This is a genomic window from Sphingobacterium kitahiroshimense (assembly GCF_025961315.1).
Classification (GTDB): domain Bacteria; phylum Bacteroidota; class Bacteroidia; order Sphingobacteriales; family Sphingobacteriaceae; genus Sphingobacterium; species Sphingobacterium anhuiense.
Map to the genome: position 1 here is coordinate 4,578,167 of NZ_JAOQNK010000001.1, position 17,534 is coordinate 4,595,700.

The window sequence follows — 17,534 nt, forward strand, 5'->3', positions numbered from 1 at the left end:
GCTAGTCTTTTAATTCACGAATTTGATCCGGATTAATGCTTCTGTATTGTCGGTATACATTTAAAATGATGGCCAATCCAACTGCAACCGCAGCCGCAGCAAGTACGATTGCAAACAGTGCAAATATTTGACCCCCATAATTAATTTTATCATATTTTCCGAAAGCTACAAAATTGAGAATAGCCGCATTGATCATCAATTCAATGCCAACTAAAATCATAATGGCGTTCTTCTTTGCGAGAACGGCATATAGACCAATACAAAAAATACAGGCCGAGACAACTAGAAAGTGTGTTAAGGTGATCATTTTTGTAAATCCTTTCGTGAAAGATGTGATGCTCCGATCAAAGCCATCATCAAAAAGATGGAAATAACTTCAAATGGAAGCACATACTGGGTCATAAACTTAATACCTAACTGATGAATATTATTGTCTGTACTTTTGATAACCGTATTATTTTGGATAGCTGTTGCCATCCAAGCTGGGAAAGATTCTTGCCATTCCAGAATGCCAAAAATCATGACTCCAAAAAAGGCGAGAGCAACAGGTAGCACCTTCCATGTCGGTAGGGAGAATAAAGAACCTGTTGTTTGCTGTAAGTCTTGCAACAGCTCTTTGTTAGAAAGCATAAATGCAAAAAGCAGTAAGATTAATACACCGCCGACATATACCATGATTTGCGTAATAGCCACAAAGTCTGCTAAAGCAAATAAGTAAAGTCCGGCCATAGCAAATAAAACAACGAAAAATAAAAATAGCGCGCGTGCTATATTTTTTAAGCTTACTACTAATAGGGCAGAACCTACAGCTAAAAGTGCAAAAGCATAAAATAAAAAAAGCTCTAAAGTCATTATTTTGATTTTGCTGCCTCCTTTTCAGCTTGAAATTTGGTCCATTCAGATTTTCTTTGCGCAACTTGATCGTCGGTCATATCCGAAAATCCATAAATCAGATCCGTTAATTTCGTTGAACTGCGGTCATATTGATTCGTCATAGTGATGCATTCTGTTGGACATACAACCGTACATAATCCACAGTACATACACTTTGCCATGTCAATATCAAACTGAGCCGGGTAAAGACGTTTAACACTACCATCTGAAGTTTTTCCGATTGCTTCCGGAGATTTGATCGCTTCAATAGCGATACAATCGACAGGACAAGCCTTAGCACATAAATCACAGACAATGCAGTCGTCGATCTCAACTTCAAGCTGGTATCGCGCAACCTCAGGAATGGGCATTTTGACTTTCGGATACTGTACTGTTGCAATACCATCCTGTTTATCAAAATAATTATCTTTTGTAATATCCAGTTCTTGACGTGCCTTTCGAGCACCAAACAGATGCTTTACTGTTAAAGATAGTCCCTTGAAAGCAGTTGTTAATGCATGAAAAGCCGTTTTGAATATCATATCGAATTAACCAAATTAAACAATTACTAAAATTCTCCATATCGCTGATATAGCCATACATAAAAACGCGAGAGGTGTTAAAACCTTCCAGCATAAATTCATCAGTTGATCTGCACGTAAACGCGGTAAAGTCCATCTGATCCACATCTGAACCCCAACTAAAAAGAGGGATTTGGAAAAAGTCCAAAATATTCCCCAGCCAAAGCCTGTTGTCCAGTCGGCCAGTTTTAATGGGCCAATATTCGGAAGAGGTGTATTCCAAGCGCCTAAGAATAAAACTACACCCAACATGGATACCAGAAACATCATAGCATATTCAGCTAGAAATAAAAATGCAAACTGTATCCCCCCATATTCGGTATGAAAGCCACCAACAAGTTCTGATTCTGCTTCCGGAATATCAAAAGGAGCACGGTTACACTCTGCTAAAGTCGCTATAAAAAATATAATATAGGTGACGATCATATGGGGGGCTTGAAAAATATTCCAAGCAAATATACCACCGACATTTTTAACAGACCAAATACCTAAAAACTTGATTTCTTCTGTTGATAATACACCTTGATTCGTCGCAATATCATTCAGATTTAGCGTCTGCGTAAGCATTACGGCTGCGATCAAGGATAATCCTACAGGAATTTCATAAGAAACCATTTGTGCAATTGCACGCATAGAACCAAGCAATGAAAATTTATTGTTAGAACCCCAACCGGCCATTAAGATACCAATAGCATCTATGGAGACTATAGCCATAATTAGGAATAAGCCAGTATGTGTATTGACTGGGATAAAATCCTTAGACCATGGCATAACAGAAAACCCCGTGAAAACAGCTACGAAAATAACAATAGGAGCCATGCGGAATAAAATTTTATCCGCTAGTAGCGGAGTAATCAATTCCTTTTGTAGGAGCTTTAAAATATCTGCTATGGTCTGGAGAGATCCATATTTTCCCGTTTCCATAGGACCAAGTCTATCTTGAACAAAGCCTGCAATTTTACGTTCCGCATATACCGCAAACAACGTAAAAACTGCTATAAACATGAATATAGCAACAGGAACAAGGATATGGATGAATAAATCTAACAATTCTTATTTGTAATGATTATTAATAAGTGAAATTCTAGTAGGCAAATTTAATGAAAAGGTATGAATTAAGAGAAGGAAAAACAAATTATATACTGGTTTAATAGACATTTGTTTATGGAAATAAAAAAAGCATCTCGAAAGATGCTTTTTTATTAAAATATTTTAAGAATTAACGTTGTGTTATTTCAACATAATCACGTTCCGTCGGACCAGTATATACTTGTCTTGGACGACCGATAGGTTCTTTGTTTTCACGCATTTCTTTCCATTGTGCAATCCATCCCGGAAGACGACCTAAAGCAAATAATACGGTAAACATTTCCGAGTTGAATCCTAATGCACGGTAAATAATACCTGAGTAGAAATCAACATTTGGATATAATTTTCTATCGATGAAGTATTGATCATTTAATGCCGCTTCTTCTAATTTTTTAGCGATATCTAAAACAGGATCATTAACACCTAATTTTTCTAAGATATCATCACATGCTTTTTTAATGATTTTAGCACGAGGATCGAAGTTTTTATAGACACGGTGACCGAATCCCATCAAACGGAAAGGATCATTTTTATCTTTTGCTTTCGCTAAATATTTTTCAGCATCTCCGCCATCATTTTTGATCGCTTCAAGCATTTCAATTACAGCTTGGTTTGCTCCACCATGTAACGGTCCCCAAAGGGCATTGATACCAGCAGAAATAGAAGCATATAAATTTGCGTTTGATGAACCTACAATACGTACTGTAGAAGTCGAACAGTTCTGTTCGTGGTCAGCATGCAAAATCAATAATTTATGCATTGCATCAATCACAACAGGATCAAAAGTTTTATCCTGATTGACTTCACCAAAGATCATATTTAAGAAGTTGTCGATATAACCTAAATTAGTTTTAGGATATACAACTGGATGACCTAAAGATTTCTTTTGAATCCAAGAAACAATCGTAGGCATTTTAGCCAATAAATTGATAATTGTTTTGTCTTCTTCTTCAGGTGTTGGATTTGGATCTAAAGATTCAGGGTAAAATGCTGATAAAGCTCCAACTAGACAAGATAATTGTCCCATTGGATGGGATTTTGAAGGAAAGCCTGCAAAGAAGTTTTTCATGTCTTCATGAATCATCATCTGTGATTTGATGTCCGTTCTGAATTGTTCTAAAACTGCTTTTGTTGGAAGGTCTCCGTATATCAATAAATAAGCAACTTCCAAGAAAGTTGATTTTTCAGCTAATTGTTCGATAGGGTAGCCACGGTATCTTAAAATACCTGTCTCACCATCAAGGAAAGTGACAGCACTTTTTGCTGCACCAGTGTTTTTAAAACCTGGATCTAATGTAATATATCCAGATTGATCTCTCAATTTTGAGATGTCAACTGCTTTTTCGTTTTCTGTACCAGTAATAACTGGAAATTCGTATGACGAACCATTTAAAATAATAGATGCTGTTTCAGACATAAGCTTCTTATGTTATCATGTGTTTATGCAAATGTAATAAAATTGAGGGCTAATATACTAGGTTTTCGTAATAATAATGCCATAATCTAAGCATTTTTGACATTATTTTTAATTAAAAATCTGAGTTATTACTGATACGCGCCATTTGTTTATCCAAAAGTTTTCAATTGGCTGATAAGGAAAAAATCTAATTTTTTAAGCATAATGTTGCTTATGCACATAATACGAAAAAAGCCCTTCCAATTTGCCTCTTCGATGAGTATAAAAGGAAAGACTTTTTTGATTCTTCCACGCAGAAATCTGAAACAAAATTTAGGCAATGCTAAAGCTTAATCTACCTGAAAACCATATTTTTTATAAATGTTTTTTGCAGAATCTGATTGGAGGTAAGCCATAAAATCACTAGCAGCTTGTTTATTTTTAGATTTTTTCAATTTACCAGCCATATATTTCGCCGTAATGTTTTCATTATCCGGAATGGTAATACTTTCTACCGGATGATTGATCATTTTTTGAAAAAATGCCTCTGAGTACCATACTGGAGCAACATCGGCTTGACCTTCTAATATTCGAAGTGGACTCTCTCGATGATGTATTTTAGTGAGATAAGTAGATTTATCTGCAACCTTGTCTTCCATAATGGTATGTACGAGTTCTTCTCCACCAACTTTGCGATAAGCGGTTTTTATCTGCTCGCCAACACCTTCCCAAGCTGGATTCGGCATGCTGATACGAACATCCTTACGTTTTAAATCCTTCAAGGATTTGATGTTTTTCGGATTACCCTTTGGAACCATTAAGGTAAGTTTGTTGGTTGCATAAGCAATAGTCTGATCAAAATAGTCAGCCATCTCTGTGATCCGTCTTTGACCCGCAGTGTAAATATCTGGCGTGTGCGTAATCTTCAAATTACCGATTGTTAGTGATCCACCTTGAATTTGTTTTGCCAGTATTCCCGGAGGTAATGTTTCGACAAATATGCGCTCGTACTGTGGATGTTCTTTCTTGAAAGTTTTGATAAGATCATCGATAACCATAAACTGGTTTCCGGCAAAGAAAATAACCAATTGTGGATTTTCAATTTCACCATAAAGATCAGGGATGTTGTCAATTCCAGGGATCGTAAAATTAACAGCAGATTCAGGAGGGGTATTCCAAGGAGGATGAAATTGATGATCTTGTGCATAGGAACATGAAGTTCCAAGTAACAAAGCAAGTATAGTTTTAGTGAGTTTTTGCATGTCTTGTTTTCAAATTATGGTTTAACAATTGTCCAGCCTTGATGAGCTCTGATCACCAATTCACCATTACCGCTGGGAACATAACCGATGAAATCAAACAGTTGTTCCTTGGTCAGATTACGTTCTTTTAACGAGTTGGTACATTGTGCTACTTGGACCCCTCTTGCGATTAGTTTTTTGAACTGTTCTTCATATTTAGAAGTACTTTTTAAAAATGCCTCAGTACCACCAGAAAAAGCAATCAGTTCAAGCGTTAATTTTCCTTTTAATCGTGGATCGTCCAACACATTGTTGATGTTGCGAATTGCTTTCTCAATTGTTTTTGGATCATTGCTATCCAATTGGTAGATCGCATGATACGATTTTTTTTCAGCAACAGCTCCTTGAAATGACGCATTTTTCACCAATGCTTCCTCTTGCGTTTGTGCCGCTAATTTACCCATGCTACAGATAGCAAGGATCATAATCATAATTGTTTTATTCATTTTTTAAAAATTAAAAGGACCGAATTTATGTTGTATTGCACTTATCTCGTCGTTATAAGGTGGATAAGGTGAGTCTTTTGGTTTTTTTGCTAAGTTAGGATAGTCATTTTCCTTATTTGCTTTGATTGGTCTAGAAAAAGAATTGATATAAGCAGCCACATCAAATGCCTGTTCATCTGTTAAAATTGGACTGTCGTGAGTAGCACCTAAAGGCATATTTGCTTTGATAAATTTCATTGCAGTTAACATACGTGCCATTCCTGCACCATCATTGTAGGAATCATTTCCCCATAGAGGTGGATATTGATATCCTTTAGTTCCAGCAAGTTTTTGGCCTTTTCCATTTGTACCATGGCAACTTTGGCAATGCTGTTGAAAGACAGTAGCTCCATTCTTTTGATCGGCAGCTCTTTCCGGAATGGTCACTTTGACAAATCCCTGCCCAGTAATTCGCTTTCCAATTGGCGTATCTTTACTGATATGTTTAATATAGGTAACAATTGCCCTCATTTCGGTACTGTTCACATCAATAGCTTTTCCGTTCATGCTACGTTCAAAACAACCGTTGATACGCTCTTCTAGTGATTCCACTTTATCTTCTCTGCCAATGTAAATCGGGAAAACACCTGTAAGCCCAACATAGGGAGCCGCAAATGATTTTGTTCCGCCATTGAGGTGGCAATTGGTGCAGGCCAGATGATTACCAATTTTACTTCCATCTTTTTCATAAAAATAGTTGTAAGTCTCCCTTATCAGTTTTTCACCATAGCTTGCCATTTTATCTTCGGCATTGTCAGCATAAGGTGTCAGTTTTAATTGATCAACATGGTTAATTATTTCGCTCTGTTCAGACTCTTTATCAGGAGATTTATGCGCTAAAGCATTTGTCATATAAGCAGATAAAACAATGAAGCATAATAATATGCTCGTCACGATAATAATGGTATTGCTGCTCCTCCTAATTTTTTTAATATCCTCTTCCATTCATACTAGGTTTTAAACAAATGTACCCTATTACAGAATGCTGTTATAATTCATAATTATTATCTGTTATAACGAAATGTTATGAGTAGATTTTACCCTTATGCTGTTGAATAAAGTTCATGAATTTTAGTGGAAGGCCAGCAAGTCCTCCAACCAAATGGGTGATGTAGAAATAACGCTCTATGCTAAAATCTTCTAACTCAATAATTTTTAAATCACCGTTTTTAAGCTCTTCTTGTATCGCATGGATCGAAAGAAATGCTGCGGTATTACTGTATTTAAGATACCTTTTAATACTTTCGGAGGATGATAAAATAATTTCTGTATGGAGATGCTGTAACGAAATTCCAGCTTCTTTCAATTTGCAATCGATGATATCACGAGTTCCAGATCCAGGTTCCCGGAATACGAGTGCTAATTTATAGATGTCATTTAAGACAAATCTCTCTTCTTTACATAAAGGATTAGTATTGCGGGTGACCAAAACAATTTCATCTTTGATATAGGGTGTGAATTTTAATGATCTATTATCTGGCAATCCCTCTGTAATCCCCAGATGAATTTCGTTCTTGATGAGAAGTTGCTCAACCCGTTTTGAATTAGCCTGCGTGACTTTTATTTCATTTTGTGGAAAATGGAGGTTAAACTCCACTAACATTTTAGGAATTACATATTGAGAAATCGTTGTGCTGATTCCCAGGAAGAGATTTCCATTTTGCTTTCCTGTTATTTCGTTGATTTCATAAGTCGCCTGATTGTATTGTTCCAAAATGACCTGCGCATGTTTATAAAGAATCTTTCCAGCAGGAGTAAGGGCAAGCCGGTTGCCTAATCGTTCAAATAACGGTGTACCAATGGAGTTTTCAATCTCCTGTATATTTTTACTTACAGCTGGCTGTGAGATAAAAAGCTCTGATGCCGCTTTTGTGAAGTTGAGCGTATTGGCCGCAACGTAAAAAACTTTTAACCTAAAATCGAAATCCATAAATGAAATACCCTTATCGTAATGAAATGTATAGAACCAAATCTAAAAAAAATTGAATGCGTTTTTAGCTATTAACAAAATTGTCACAATTATAAATGTAAGTTGTTTTCAAATTTATTGAAGATTTGAATAGCATGATAGAATATGGTTTGGATTTAGAATATTAATTCAGGCCCAGTCAAAGCATGTTTATCAGCCATAGATCTATTGACAGTTTACTTTTATCGGGAATTACTAGACAAGGTGGATATCTTGAACTTGATCACAATATTGAATTCTGATAATAATGCTCTTGAACTATAAGCAAGGACAGCTTTGGCATTTCGTGTTTCATTTTTTTCAATGGAGAAATAGTATTTGAAAATCCAGAGAATAAAAAAAAAGAATTATTAATTTGAATTATTACGATTATTTCGTAGACTTGTGTATAATTAGTAGTTTAATAATCAGGTATGGAAAAGTTAACAGCACAAGAAGAACAGGCGATGCAGGCCATTTGGAATCTTAAGGCATGTTTTGTGAAAGAGATTTTGGACAATATCAAAGGCGAGAAGATGCCTTATACGACATTGGCCTCTACAGTTAAAAATCTAGAAAAAAAGGGATTCGTAAAGTCAGTTAAGTATGCAAATGCAAATCGATACGAACCGTTGATTTCTGAAGAAGATTATAAAGAGACATTTATGCACTCTTTCGTAGGAGACTATTTTAAGAATTCATATAAGGAGATGGTTACATTTTTTGTGAAAGAAGAAAAGCTGTCTGCATCCGAATTGGAAGAAATCATGCAAATGATCAAGGAAAATAAAAGCTAGTAATCATGGAAAATATCCTAAATTATGCGATCCAGATTAATGTATTACTAAGTGTGGTATACTTAGGATATGTATTGTTATTAAAGAACCTGACATTTTACCTGCTTAACCGCATGTATTTTATTACAGGTATTTTATTTTCATTTACCTATCCGTTCTTAGATATTCAATCTTGGTTTAGAAAACCAATTCCATCCGTAGGGGAGATCGCGATGGATTGGTCAATGGATCTCGGACAAGAGGTGGACAAATCGGTCTTTACCTTAAATAATGTATTGATCCTTTTACTTTTCATAGGGGTAACGATTTTATCAATTCGGTTCTTAATTCAGATGATCAGCCTATTGCGGATTCATATTTATTCTGAACCTGCACAGTGGCAATCTTATCTTTTTAGAAATGTTTTTATACCCATTGTACCTTTTTCGTTTTTAAATAAAATATACGTTAACAAAGATCATCACCCAGAACCGGAGCTCATGGATATTTTTAAACATGAAGATATTCATGTGAAGGGTTTGCATTCTATTGATATCCTGATCAGTGAGTTTACTTTAATCAGCAGCTGGTTCAATCCTTTTGTATGGCTCATGCGAAAGGCAATCCGTGAAAATTTGGAATTTCTAACAGATCAGCAGGTACTCAATAACGGCGTAGATAGACAGACCTACCAGTATAGCTTGCTCCGTGTCAATACTGGTGGCGGGTCGGCGACATTAGGAAATCAGTTTAGTTTTAAGACACTAAAGCGAAGGATAATGATGATGAATAAAAAACGATCCGCAAAAATACAGCTCGGAAAGTACGCATTTATGTTGCCTATTTTTGTATTGACAGCTGGAGCTTTTACGTTAAATAAAGCAGAGGCTAAGATCACGCAAGCGACAGATGCCGCGAAAGAGATTGATCTAGAGCCTGCAGTATCCACTTTTCAGTCCGCGAAAAATACCATTGAAGAAGCGGGTTTAGTTCAAGATACGTTAAAAGGAAAAGTAATCGGTATAAATGTAAAAGAGGAAGCCGTTTCAATTATTGGAATTAAGACAGATACCTCAAAGTTTACTGCTCATGGAGCAAAGACTAATATTGGTACAAGCCTCGACATTAAACCTACAGATTTATTGTATTTTGTGGATGGGAAGGAAGTTGATTCAGACGCATTTAAAAGCTTAGACAAAAATAATATTGAAGCGATGACTATTCTTAAGGATAAAGCTGTATTATTAAAATATGGAGAAAGGGGGAAGAAGGGTGCTATTGAAATCGTAACTAAGGGAAAAAAGAGTGCATCTTCCATTTCGAATGACTATAAACAAACAAAAACCGGATTTTTTAATACAAAAGGAGATAAAATTGGATTGATCCTTTTGGATGGTAAAGAAGTGACGATGGATGAGGTGAATAAAGTTCCAGAAAATAAATTAAGTATAAAGGCACTTAGTACTGGTGATTATGCAATTCAACAATATGGCGAAAAAGGTAAAAATGGCGTTGTTGAACTTAGAGATAGATCTAGAACAAAAGCTTTAAGAGATACTTCAGTACGCATTATATTTGGTAAATCGAATAAGCTTCCACCATTATATGTACTTGATGGTAAAATCTATGAGGGCGATATCAATACAATAAAGCCCGATAATATAGAAAGTATAACTGTATTAAAAGATGCTTCTGCTCAAGCTCTTTATGGTGCTAGAGGTGCTAATGGCGTAATTTTGATTGTCACCAAGGCTGGAAGTAAAAATAATCAGGTATCTGAAGAGTCTAAAACTAATGAAGTTATGGTTCTAGGGTCTGGAAAAATAAAGAAGTCCGAAATTGATTTTTCTAAAAAATATACCTACATGGTAGATAATCAGGAGGTTTCTTTGAATTATTTCACATCTATTCCTGAAAATAGTATACATTCCTATTCAATTGTTAATCCAAATCAAAAAGTGTCAAAAATAAAAGTGGATGGTAAAGAACTTGAACATGTAGGTACTGACGGGCTAGTTATGGCAATAAGTAAAGCTAAACACGATAGAATGCAATCAAGAGCTAGATAAAATGATTAAAATCCTCAAAATCCATAAATTTTGAGGATTTTTTGTGAAAGAACTTTTATCTCGGTTCAGCTACTGTGAACGGCTGATAAGGACTTAGATTAAAAGTAAAGTTGCCATTTGAATCAGTACCGCCTACACTTCTAACTTGCGCTCTGACGGTGTATTTCGCTTTGGGATTGTACTGTTTCACTTCAAAATTGAAGAAGAATGGTTTGATCTTATTTGTCCCTCTAAATTTATCTGCTAATGCGTGATGTTTGTCTGCACTGATCACCTGACCATTTTCCAAAAGTTCGACACCATCTATTTCCAAAAAGTCTTTACCTGCTGTAAAGAGGAAGCCCGCCTGCACACGACCTGTAGTATACACCTTTTTAGTCACGTCAATTGTCATTTCTTTAAACTCTTCAGTAACTGTTGCAGGACTCCATTTAGCTACCGTAAAACCGTCCTTTTTATAGTAGTCGACTTTCAGTTCGTCCAATCGATCATAATGTTTTTCCAATCGGTCTGTAAAATCTGCAAAATCTTTTTTATTCTTCACTGTCCATCCCGTCTCAGCTAGTGCCAGTAAGCGCGGGAAGTTATGGATATTCATATCCTTTAGTTCTTGTGTTAATGCAGTCCATTGATTAGCCTGTACACCTAACACCAGTTTTTCCTCATCTTTAGTTAATCCTTTACTCGGATCATACTCGTATACTTTTTCAAGCGTATTGATATTACCGTAGGCTAGATCACTCATAGTACCGTCATTTCGATCTGCTTGTGTAATATCAAAATACAAAGGATCAGTTGGCGTTGCTACACTTTCAAATCCATTTTCTACAGCCTTTTTGATCGCATCAGCTCCGAGCCAGCTCATAATAGCTGTTTCTTTAGGTAGATTTTTAACATCTGTCAAGATATCATTCCATCCCAATGGTTTTCTACCTTTACTCGTGATAATTTTAGAGACGCGGGTCACAAAGTAACTCTGTAATTCAGTAACCGTTTTAATATTATTCTTTTTCATGAAGTCGATCACGTGTTGTTCCTTTTCCCATAGGTCGTGTCGTACCTCATCACCACCGAAATGTATGTATTGGCCTGGAAATAATGCGGTAACTTCAGTAAATACATCATCAAGAAATTGATAAACAGCTTCTTTTGTTGGGTCTAAAGTATTCGGTGTAAATTGATTTCCCCAGTATCCCCATGAAGAAACAAAAGGAAATACATGATTGGGGTAACTGTTATTATTAACGCCGAGTTCCGGATATACCAAAATTGTTGGCCAAGAGTGTCCCGGAACATCGATCTCAGGAACAATCGTGATATGTCTTGCTTTGGCATAAGCCACAACATCGTTAATCTGCTCCTGAGTGTAGAAACCACTCCTTTCAGCAGGTTGGTGAGTTGTATGGTGGAAAATTGTTGCTTTTTCAGATGTTAGTTTAGGATATTTTTTGATCTCTATACGCCAACCCTGATCGTCAGTTAGATGCCAGTGAAAAGTATTCAGTTTATAGAGTGCCATTACATCCAGATATTTTTTGATCACATCCACGCTATAAAATGTCCGGCTTACATCTTGCATATAGCCGCGCCAGTTGTACCTCGGGATATCACTTATCGACACGTTGGGAATAGACCACTGAACATTATTAACTACCGATTGGCTTTCAATCGTACTTGGTAATAACTGTCTGAGTGTTTGAGACGCATAATACAAACCCGTAGCAGTTTTTGCTTTCACAATGATATTATCCGATTTAATATCCAAGGTATATCCTTCTGCCGAGCTGTTTTTTAAGCCCTTGTCCAAAACAAAGTGTATCCCTTTTTTACGGGTATTTTCCGGTTCTATTTTAAGATCAAAACCTGTAGCGATTTTTATTAAACCTGCCAGTTCCTGTATTTCAGATCGATTTTCCTTATTGATGAATATCTTGGTATTGGAGGTTAAAGAAAACGCTCCATTTTGAGCAGTTAGCTCACTTGGTTTCGGTATAATAGAATAACGCGAATCCTGGGCCTCTACCTGATGAGAAAGCAATAAAATGGCTAATACAGTAAGACATTTCTGCTTTGTTTTTTGGAAATAAAACATGCTTTAGTCGGTTTTATATTGATTTAAGTCTGCTTAAAGGTAGAAAATCATTTTAAATTAAAACCAGGCTTTCGAATATCAAACGTTTGCGCTTTTTTGAGCATCGCTTTATAAAAGAAACAAAGCCGTTAACAGGTTAACGGCTTTGTTTTATTTTGTGTTCAGATTGGTCATGGTCAGTTCAATACCGATATTGACAAAGCTATTGATCATCTTTACAGCATGATCGATAAGCTGTGGCAGTTCTTTTTGCTCTTCAGGATCAAATGGCCCAAGCACATAATCCACCTGTCTGCCTTTGGTATAATTATCACCAATTCCAAAACGCAGACGCGGGTATGCCTGCCCGCCACATAGTGCTTCAATAGACTTTAAACCATTATGTCCGGCAGCAGAGCCCTTAGGCTTGATACGTAAAGATCCAAAAGGAATAGCAAGATCATCCACAATAACCAGCGTATTTTCGATAGGAACTTTCAGCAGTTGCATGTAATAATTCATAGCCTTACCGCTTAAGTTCATATAAGTAGTCGGTTTAATTACATATACATTATGGCCCCGTTGCTTATACTCCGCATATGACGCAAGTTTTAACGTTGAAAAAGAAGCGTTAGCTTCCTTAACAAGTTGATCTGCGACCATAAAACCGATATTATGACGTGTGTCGGCATATTCCCTTCCGATATTGCCCAATCCTACGATAAGATAATTCATTGTTTAATACTTAGCCTGCAAAAGTAAGGAAACCTTTTCATATACAATAGTTCTTCCATGCTTTAACAAACAAAATAGCACACTCAGTTCTTATCCAAAGTGTCCGCTAATATAGTTTTTCGTAATTTCATGTTGCGGATTGTTAAAGATATCATAAGTAGCACCCTCTTCCTTCACTTCACCCAGATACATGAAGATCGTTTTATCAGCCACACGTTGTGCCTGTTGCATATTATGTGTCACAATAACAATCGTATACTGTTCTTTTAACTGATGGATCAGTTCCTCTATTTTTAGGGTACTAACCGGATCCAAAGCCGAACAAGGTTCGTCCATTAAAATAACATCAGGACGAAGTGCAACTGCACGGGCAATACACAGACGTTGTTGCTGTCCACCAGATAAACGGGTTGCCGGTTTTTTAAGATCATCTTTCACCTCATCCCACAGATACACCTCTTCAAGAGCTTTTTGAATAACAGCAGGACTTGCATCTAGATTGTTCAGCTTCAGACCGTAAGCGATATTTTCCTGGATACTTTTTGGAAATGGGTTCGCTTTTTGGAAAACCATGCCGATTCTCTTGCGTATATCCGTAACCGAGATACCTTTTTCATAAATATTTTGACCGTCGATACTGACAGTTCCTTCAATTCTAGCATCAGGAACGAGGTCATGCATGCGGTTAAAGGAGCGAAGTAAAGTACTTTTCCCACATCCGGAAGGACCGATCAATGCCGTTACTTTTTTCTCAGGAAACTCAATATCAATTCCCTTTAAAACATGTTTAGAGCCAAACCAGATATTCAGATCTTTGGTATATAAATTATTGGTCATTTTTTCTGTATTTATAACGAATGTAAAATGCGGTTAAATTCATTAAGAAAACCACGATAATAAGTACGAGTGCAGTTCCATAAGCCAATGGACGCACTTCTTCTATAGATTGATGCTGTGTCGACAGCATGTAAAGGTGATAAGGCAAAGCCATAAATTCCTGACTAGTGTTAACAGACACATCTGTGATGTAGAATGCAACACCAGTAAACAAAATTGGAGCTGTTTCACCTGCCGCCCGCGATAATGTCAAAACAACACCCGTTAGGATACCGGGCAATGAAGCCGGAAGCACAACATCTTTAATCGATTCAAATTTTGTAGCCCCTACAGCAAGTGCCGCTTCACGCATACTCGCAGGAATACGTAGTAACGCCTCTTCCGTTGTCGTTATGATATAGGGCAAGGATAAAAGCCCCAATGTCAAACCAGCAGATAAAAGTGAAGTTCCAAAATGTAGGCCCTGCACAAATAATGCTAATCCGAATAAACCATAGATGATCGATGGTACACCTGATAAGTTACGTATAGAAGCTCTGATGGTACGTGTTAGCCATGTGTTTTTGGCATATTCATTTAAGTAGATCGCACAGCAGACACCAAAAGGAATTGCAAATAGCGCCGTTATCAATGTCAAGATAACTGTTCCGATTATTGGCGAAAGCACGCCACCTTTAGTCATACCATCGGTTGGTAATTCAGTGATGAAAGACCACGAGATCGCAGACCATCCTTTTGAAAAAATTTCGTAAAGGATGACAATAAGGAAAAAACAGACTAATCCAGTAGAAAGTAATAATGAACCCCATTCAATAATGGGAGTTATTTTTTTAAAATTAAGCCGCATGATATTTTCTAAAACGATTAATAAAATATTCACCAACCAGATTGGCTATTAAAGTCATGAAGAACAATACAATTGCGATGGCAAATAAAGCAAAGTAATGTGTTGTCTGAAAAGGCACTTCCCCCATTTCTATAGCAATTGTTGCTGTAATGGTTTTGACCGAATCAAAGAAATCCTCAGGAAAAAGTGCGGCATTGCCAGTCGCCATTAATACCGTCATGGTTTCACCGATGGCTCTTCCAAGTCCGAGCATAACGGCTGCAATGATTCCGGGAGCTGCTGCTGGAATAGTAATTTTGATCAACGTTTGCCACTTACTTGCGCCAAGTGCATAGCTACCTTCGCGATATGTTTTTGGAATAGCATGGATGGCATCTTCAGAAATTGTGATGATGGTTGGTAATGCCATAATAGCAAGTAAAAGAGAACCGTTTAAAGCATTTAGTCCATTTGGAAGATCTGTAAGCGATGCTATTTTGGGTCCTACCAATACAATTCCTAAGAAACCAATGACAACAGAAGGAATAGCAGCAAGCATTTCGATTAAGGGTTTCAATATATTTTTAACTTTAGGACTTGCATATTCCGAAATGTAAGCTGCTGTACCAATTCCCAAAGGGATCGCAATTACCATAGCGCCAAATGCAACAATTGTTGTACTCACGATCAATGGTAAAATACCATAGGTAGGAATTGCAGCTGTAGGGTTCCATTCACGTCCCGTTAGGAAATCCAATGGTTTTACTTCTAAAAAGAAAGAAATAGCATTGTAGAGTAACATTCCGAAGATACCACCTAAAAGTGCTAACACAAGATATCCTGTCAATTTGAAAGTGTGCTGGGCGACACGATCAATTAAAATTCTATTTTTATACTTCATAACCTTTATTAATGAATAACGTAATACCCCGACGATTCGATTAAAGCTTTTCCTTTCGCATTTTTTTCAAATGAAATGAACGGTTCTACTTTTTCCCATGATGATTCCGGAATAAATTGGAATAACGGACGCTGGAAGTAGTATCGATTTTGACGGATGGCCTCTTGGTCTAATGGCGATACAGCTGTATTCGTTTTATCAATGATTTTTAAAACTTTTATTCCTTGCTGAACATTGGTATTTTGAGATATATAACCTGCACCAACATACCCAATGCCAGATTTATCCAGTTTTACACTTTCTAAAATCTGCGAATTACCAGTCATCTCCTTCGCTGCTTGACTGAATTTGATTTTTAATTTTTTCTTGACAAAAGAATAAGTTCCAGAACTACTCTGTCTTCCGTAGATGGTGATCGGTAAATTGCTATTTGACAATTTAGACCAGGAATCCTGTGTACCATCTAAAATTTCTGCTAGATCTTTTAGGTTGATGGAGTCAATAGGATTGTCTTTATTCACCACAAATGCCGTAGCATCTTCCGCAAACACAACTGTTCTTAAAGGAATATTTTTTTCTTTGAAGAGATCAATCTCGTCCTCTGTAAGTGGACGTGAGGAATTTGCAATATCAGCCTGCCCATTGAGGAGAGCAGTGATACCTAGACCTGAACCTCCACCGGAGATAGCTATACTGAAATCAGCGTTTTCCTTAGAGAACTCTTCTGCAAGATTAACAGCTAAGTTCACTTCGGTGTCTGAACCTTTCATTTTGATCGCATGATCGGAATCAGCACAACTTTGAATCAAAATAAGGATGGAGAACAGGAATATCTGAGGATATCCAAAAATGTGTTTTTTCATTACTTTTATAAAACAAGTCGAGACCTGAAGATGATCTCAAAAGTAATGATACACTGTTAATTCGTGATAAATTCAATGTTAAGATGGTGTTAAGAATTAATTCCCTAAACTTTTCTTAACAAAAAAAGGCATCGATAATTCGATGCCTTTTAATAAGCTGTTTAATAAATCCCGAAAGATTATTTTTTACCACCTTTAGTTGCTTTCGCAGCTTCTGTTTCTGCTTGACGTAAAGCACGTGACATGATAACAGATACGATCGTATCGTCAGAGTTGTTTAAAACTTTAGCGTTTTCTAAAACTACTTGAGCTACGCGGAATGATTTACCAACTTCTAAAGATTCCATAGGAACTGCAATTTCTTGAGGTAAGTTTCCAGGTAAAGCTTTAACACGTAATTTACGTAATTTTTGAACTAATTTACCTCCTAATTTAACACCTGGAGAAGTACCAGTTAATGTTACAGGGATATTTAAAGTAACTTCTTTCTCATCATTCAACTCTAAAAAGTCAACGTGAGTAACTAAGTCAGTTAATGGGTGGAATTGAGCGTCTTGAACGATAGCCTTTACAGTTTTTCCATCAAGGTTTAATTCAATGAAGATAACCTCTGGAGTGTAAAGTACTGCTTTCAAATCAGCTGCGGATACAGAAAGGTGAGTTTGTGTAGAACCACCATAAAGAACTGCAGGAATATTACCTTCGTAACGCAATTCTTTCGCATCTCTTTTCCCTACGCTCTGTCTTACAGAACCGCTAATAGCAATTGATTTCATCTTTAAT

Annotated in this window: 18 protein-coding genes; 2 read left to right on the forward strand and 16 right to left on the reverse strand. The window is 36.6% G+C overall.

Annotation, left to right across the window (positions count from 1 at the left end):
* Position 1: 1 nt before the first annotated feature.
* The 9 genes from nuoK to M2265_RS19885 all read right to left on the reverse strand — a co-directional run bounded on the left by nuoK (position 2) and on the right by M2265_RS19885 (position 7,655).
* The gene (nuoK, locus tag M2265_RS19845) at positions 2-307 is read right to left on the reverse strand and encodes an NADH-quinone oxidoreductase subunit NuoK (RefSeq protein ID WP_132769058.1); all 306 of its coding nucleotides are present in this window, start codon (positions 305-307) and stop codon (positions 2-4) included.
* Positions 304-852 carry an NADH-quinone oxidoreductase subunit J gene (locus M2265_RS19850; RefSeq protein ID WP_132769056.1) on the reverse strand — a complete coding sequence of 183 codons (549 nt, stop codon included), beginning with the start codon at positions 850-852 and terminating at the stop codon, positions 304-306. Before M2265_RS19850 ends, nuoK begins: the two co-directional genes overlap by 4 nt.
* Complete coding sequence (locus tag M2265_RS19855) at positions 852-1,415, reverse strand: 4Fe-4S binding protein (RefSeq protein ID WP_132769054.1); 564 nt, start codon at positions 1,413-1,415, stop codon at positions 852-854. Before M2265_RS19855 ends, M2265_RS19850 begins: the two co-directional genes overlap by 1 nt.
* A 15-nt stretch (positions 1,416-1,430) precedes the next feature.
* A complete protein-coding gene (locus M2265_RS19860; RefSeq protein ID WP_132769053.1) occupies positions 1,431-2,504 on the reverse strand; it encodes a complex I subunit 1/NuoH family protein in 1,074 nt (357 codons plus the stop codon).
* Positions 2,505-2,673: 169 nt separating this feature from the next.
* The gene (locus M2265_RS19865) at positions 2,674-3,960 is read right to left on the reverse strand and encodes a citrate synthase (protein WP_132769051.1); all 1,287 of its coding nucleotides are present in this window, start codon (positions 3,958-3,960) and stop codon (positions 2,674-2,676) included.
* A gap of 329 nt (positions 3,961-4,289) precedes the next feature.
* The gene (locus M2265_RS19870; protein WP_132769049.1) at positions 4,290-5,201 is read right to left on the reverse strand and encodes a molybdate ABC transporter substrate-binding protein; all 912 of its coding nucleotides are present in this window, start codon (positions 5,199-5,201) and stop codon (positions 4,290-4,292) included.
* Positions 5,202-5,215: 14 nt separating this feature from the next.
* Entirely contained in the window at positions 5,216-5,686 is a 471-nt protein-coding gene (locus M2265_RS19875; RefSeq protein WP_021188704.1) for a DsrE family protein, read from the reverse strand.
* 3 nt (positions 5,687-5,689) lie between these two features.
* Positions 5,690-6,670, reverse strand: coding sequence for a c-type cytochrome (locus tag M2265_RS19880; RefSeq protein ID WP_132769048.1), 981 nt, complete (start codon positions 6,668-6,670; stop codon positions 5,690-5,692).
* A gap of 79 nt (positions 6,671-6,749) precedes the next feature.
* The gene (locus tag M2265_RS19885; RefSeq protein WP_132769046.1) at positions 6,750-7,655 is read right to left on the reverse strand and encodes a LysR family transcriptional regulator; all 906 of its coding nucleotides are present in this window, start codon (positions 7,653-7,655) and stop codon (positions 6,750-6,752) included.
* A gap of 452 nt (positions 7,656-8,107) precedes the next feature.
* Between M2265_RS19885 and M2265_RS19890 the strand changes: the two genes are divergently transcribed.
* Both M2265_RS19890 and M2265_RS19895 read left to right on the forward strand, forming a co-directional pair.
* Positions 8,108-8,470 carry a BlaI/MecI/CopY family transcriptional regulator gene (locus M2265_RS19890; RefSeq protein WP_021188707.1) on the forward strand — a complete coding sequence of 121 codons (363 nt, stop codon included), beginning with the start codon at positions 8,108-8,110 and terminating at the stop codon, positions 8,468-8,470.
* A 5-nt stretch (positions 8,471-8,475) separates the two neighbouring features.
* Entirely contained in the window at positions 8,476-10,518 is a 2,043-nt protein-coding gene (locus M2265_RS19895) for a M56 family metallopeptidase (protein WP_132769044.1), read from the forward strand.
* 55 nt (positions 10,519-10,573) lie between these two features.
* Here the strand turns inward: M2265_RS19895 and M2265_RS19900 are convergent, their stop codons facing one another.
* The 7 genes from M2265_RS19900 to M2265_RS19930 form a co-directional block, all read right to left on the reverse strand.
* Positions 10,574-12,610 (reverse strand): beta-N-acetylhexosaminidase, encoded by a 2,037-nt coding sequence (locus M2265_RS19900; protein WP_132769042.1) that lies wholly within the window; start codon positions 12,608-12,610, stop codon positions 10,574-10,576.
* Positions 12,611-12,760: 150 nt separating this feature from the next.
* Positions 12,761-13,324, reverse strand: a complete 564-nt coding sequence (gene pth, locus M2265_RS19905; protein WP_021188711.1) for an aminoacyl-tRNA hydrolase — start codon at positions 13,322-13,324, stop codon at positions 12,761-12,763.
* Between the two features lie 90 nt (positions 13,325-13,414).
* On the reverse strand, positions 13,415-14,161 hold the full coding sequence (gene pstB, locus M2265_RS19910) for a phosphate ABC transporter ATP-binding protein PstB (RefSeq protein ID WP_132769040.1): 747 nt from the start codon (positions 14,159-14,161) through the stop codon (positions 13,415-13,417).
* Positions 14,151-15,008: a phosphate ABC transporter permease PstA gene (gene pstA / locus M2265_RS19915; protein WP_132769038.1), complete on the reverse strand. Its 858-nt coding sequence runs from the start codon at positions 15,006-15,008 to the stop codon at positions 14,151-14,153. Before pstA ends, pstB begins: the two co-directional genes overlap by 11 nt.
* Positions 14,998-15,888: a phosphate ABC transporter permease subunit PstC gene (gene pstC, locus M2265_RS19920; protein ID WP_021188714.1), complete on the reverse strand. Its 891-nt coding sequence runs from the start codon at positions 15,886-15,888 to the stop codon at positions 14,998-15,000. The genes pstA and pstC overlap by 11 nt, the downstream gene beginning before the upstream one ends.
* 8 nt (positions 15,889-15,896) lie before the next feature.
* A complete protein-coding gene (locus tag M2265_RS19925; RefSeq protein ID WP_132769036.1) occupies positions 15,897-16,751 on the reverse strand; it encodes a substrate-binding domain-containing protein in 855 nt (284 codons plus the stop codon).
* Positions 16,752-16,930: 179 nt separating this feature from the next.
* Entirely contained in the window at positions 16,931-17,527 is a 597-nt protein-coding gene (locus tag M2265_RS19930) for a 50S ribosomal protein L25/general stress protein Ctc (RefSeq protein WP_021188716.1), read from the reverse strand.
* Positions 17,528-17,534 lie beyond the last annotated feature (7 nt).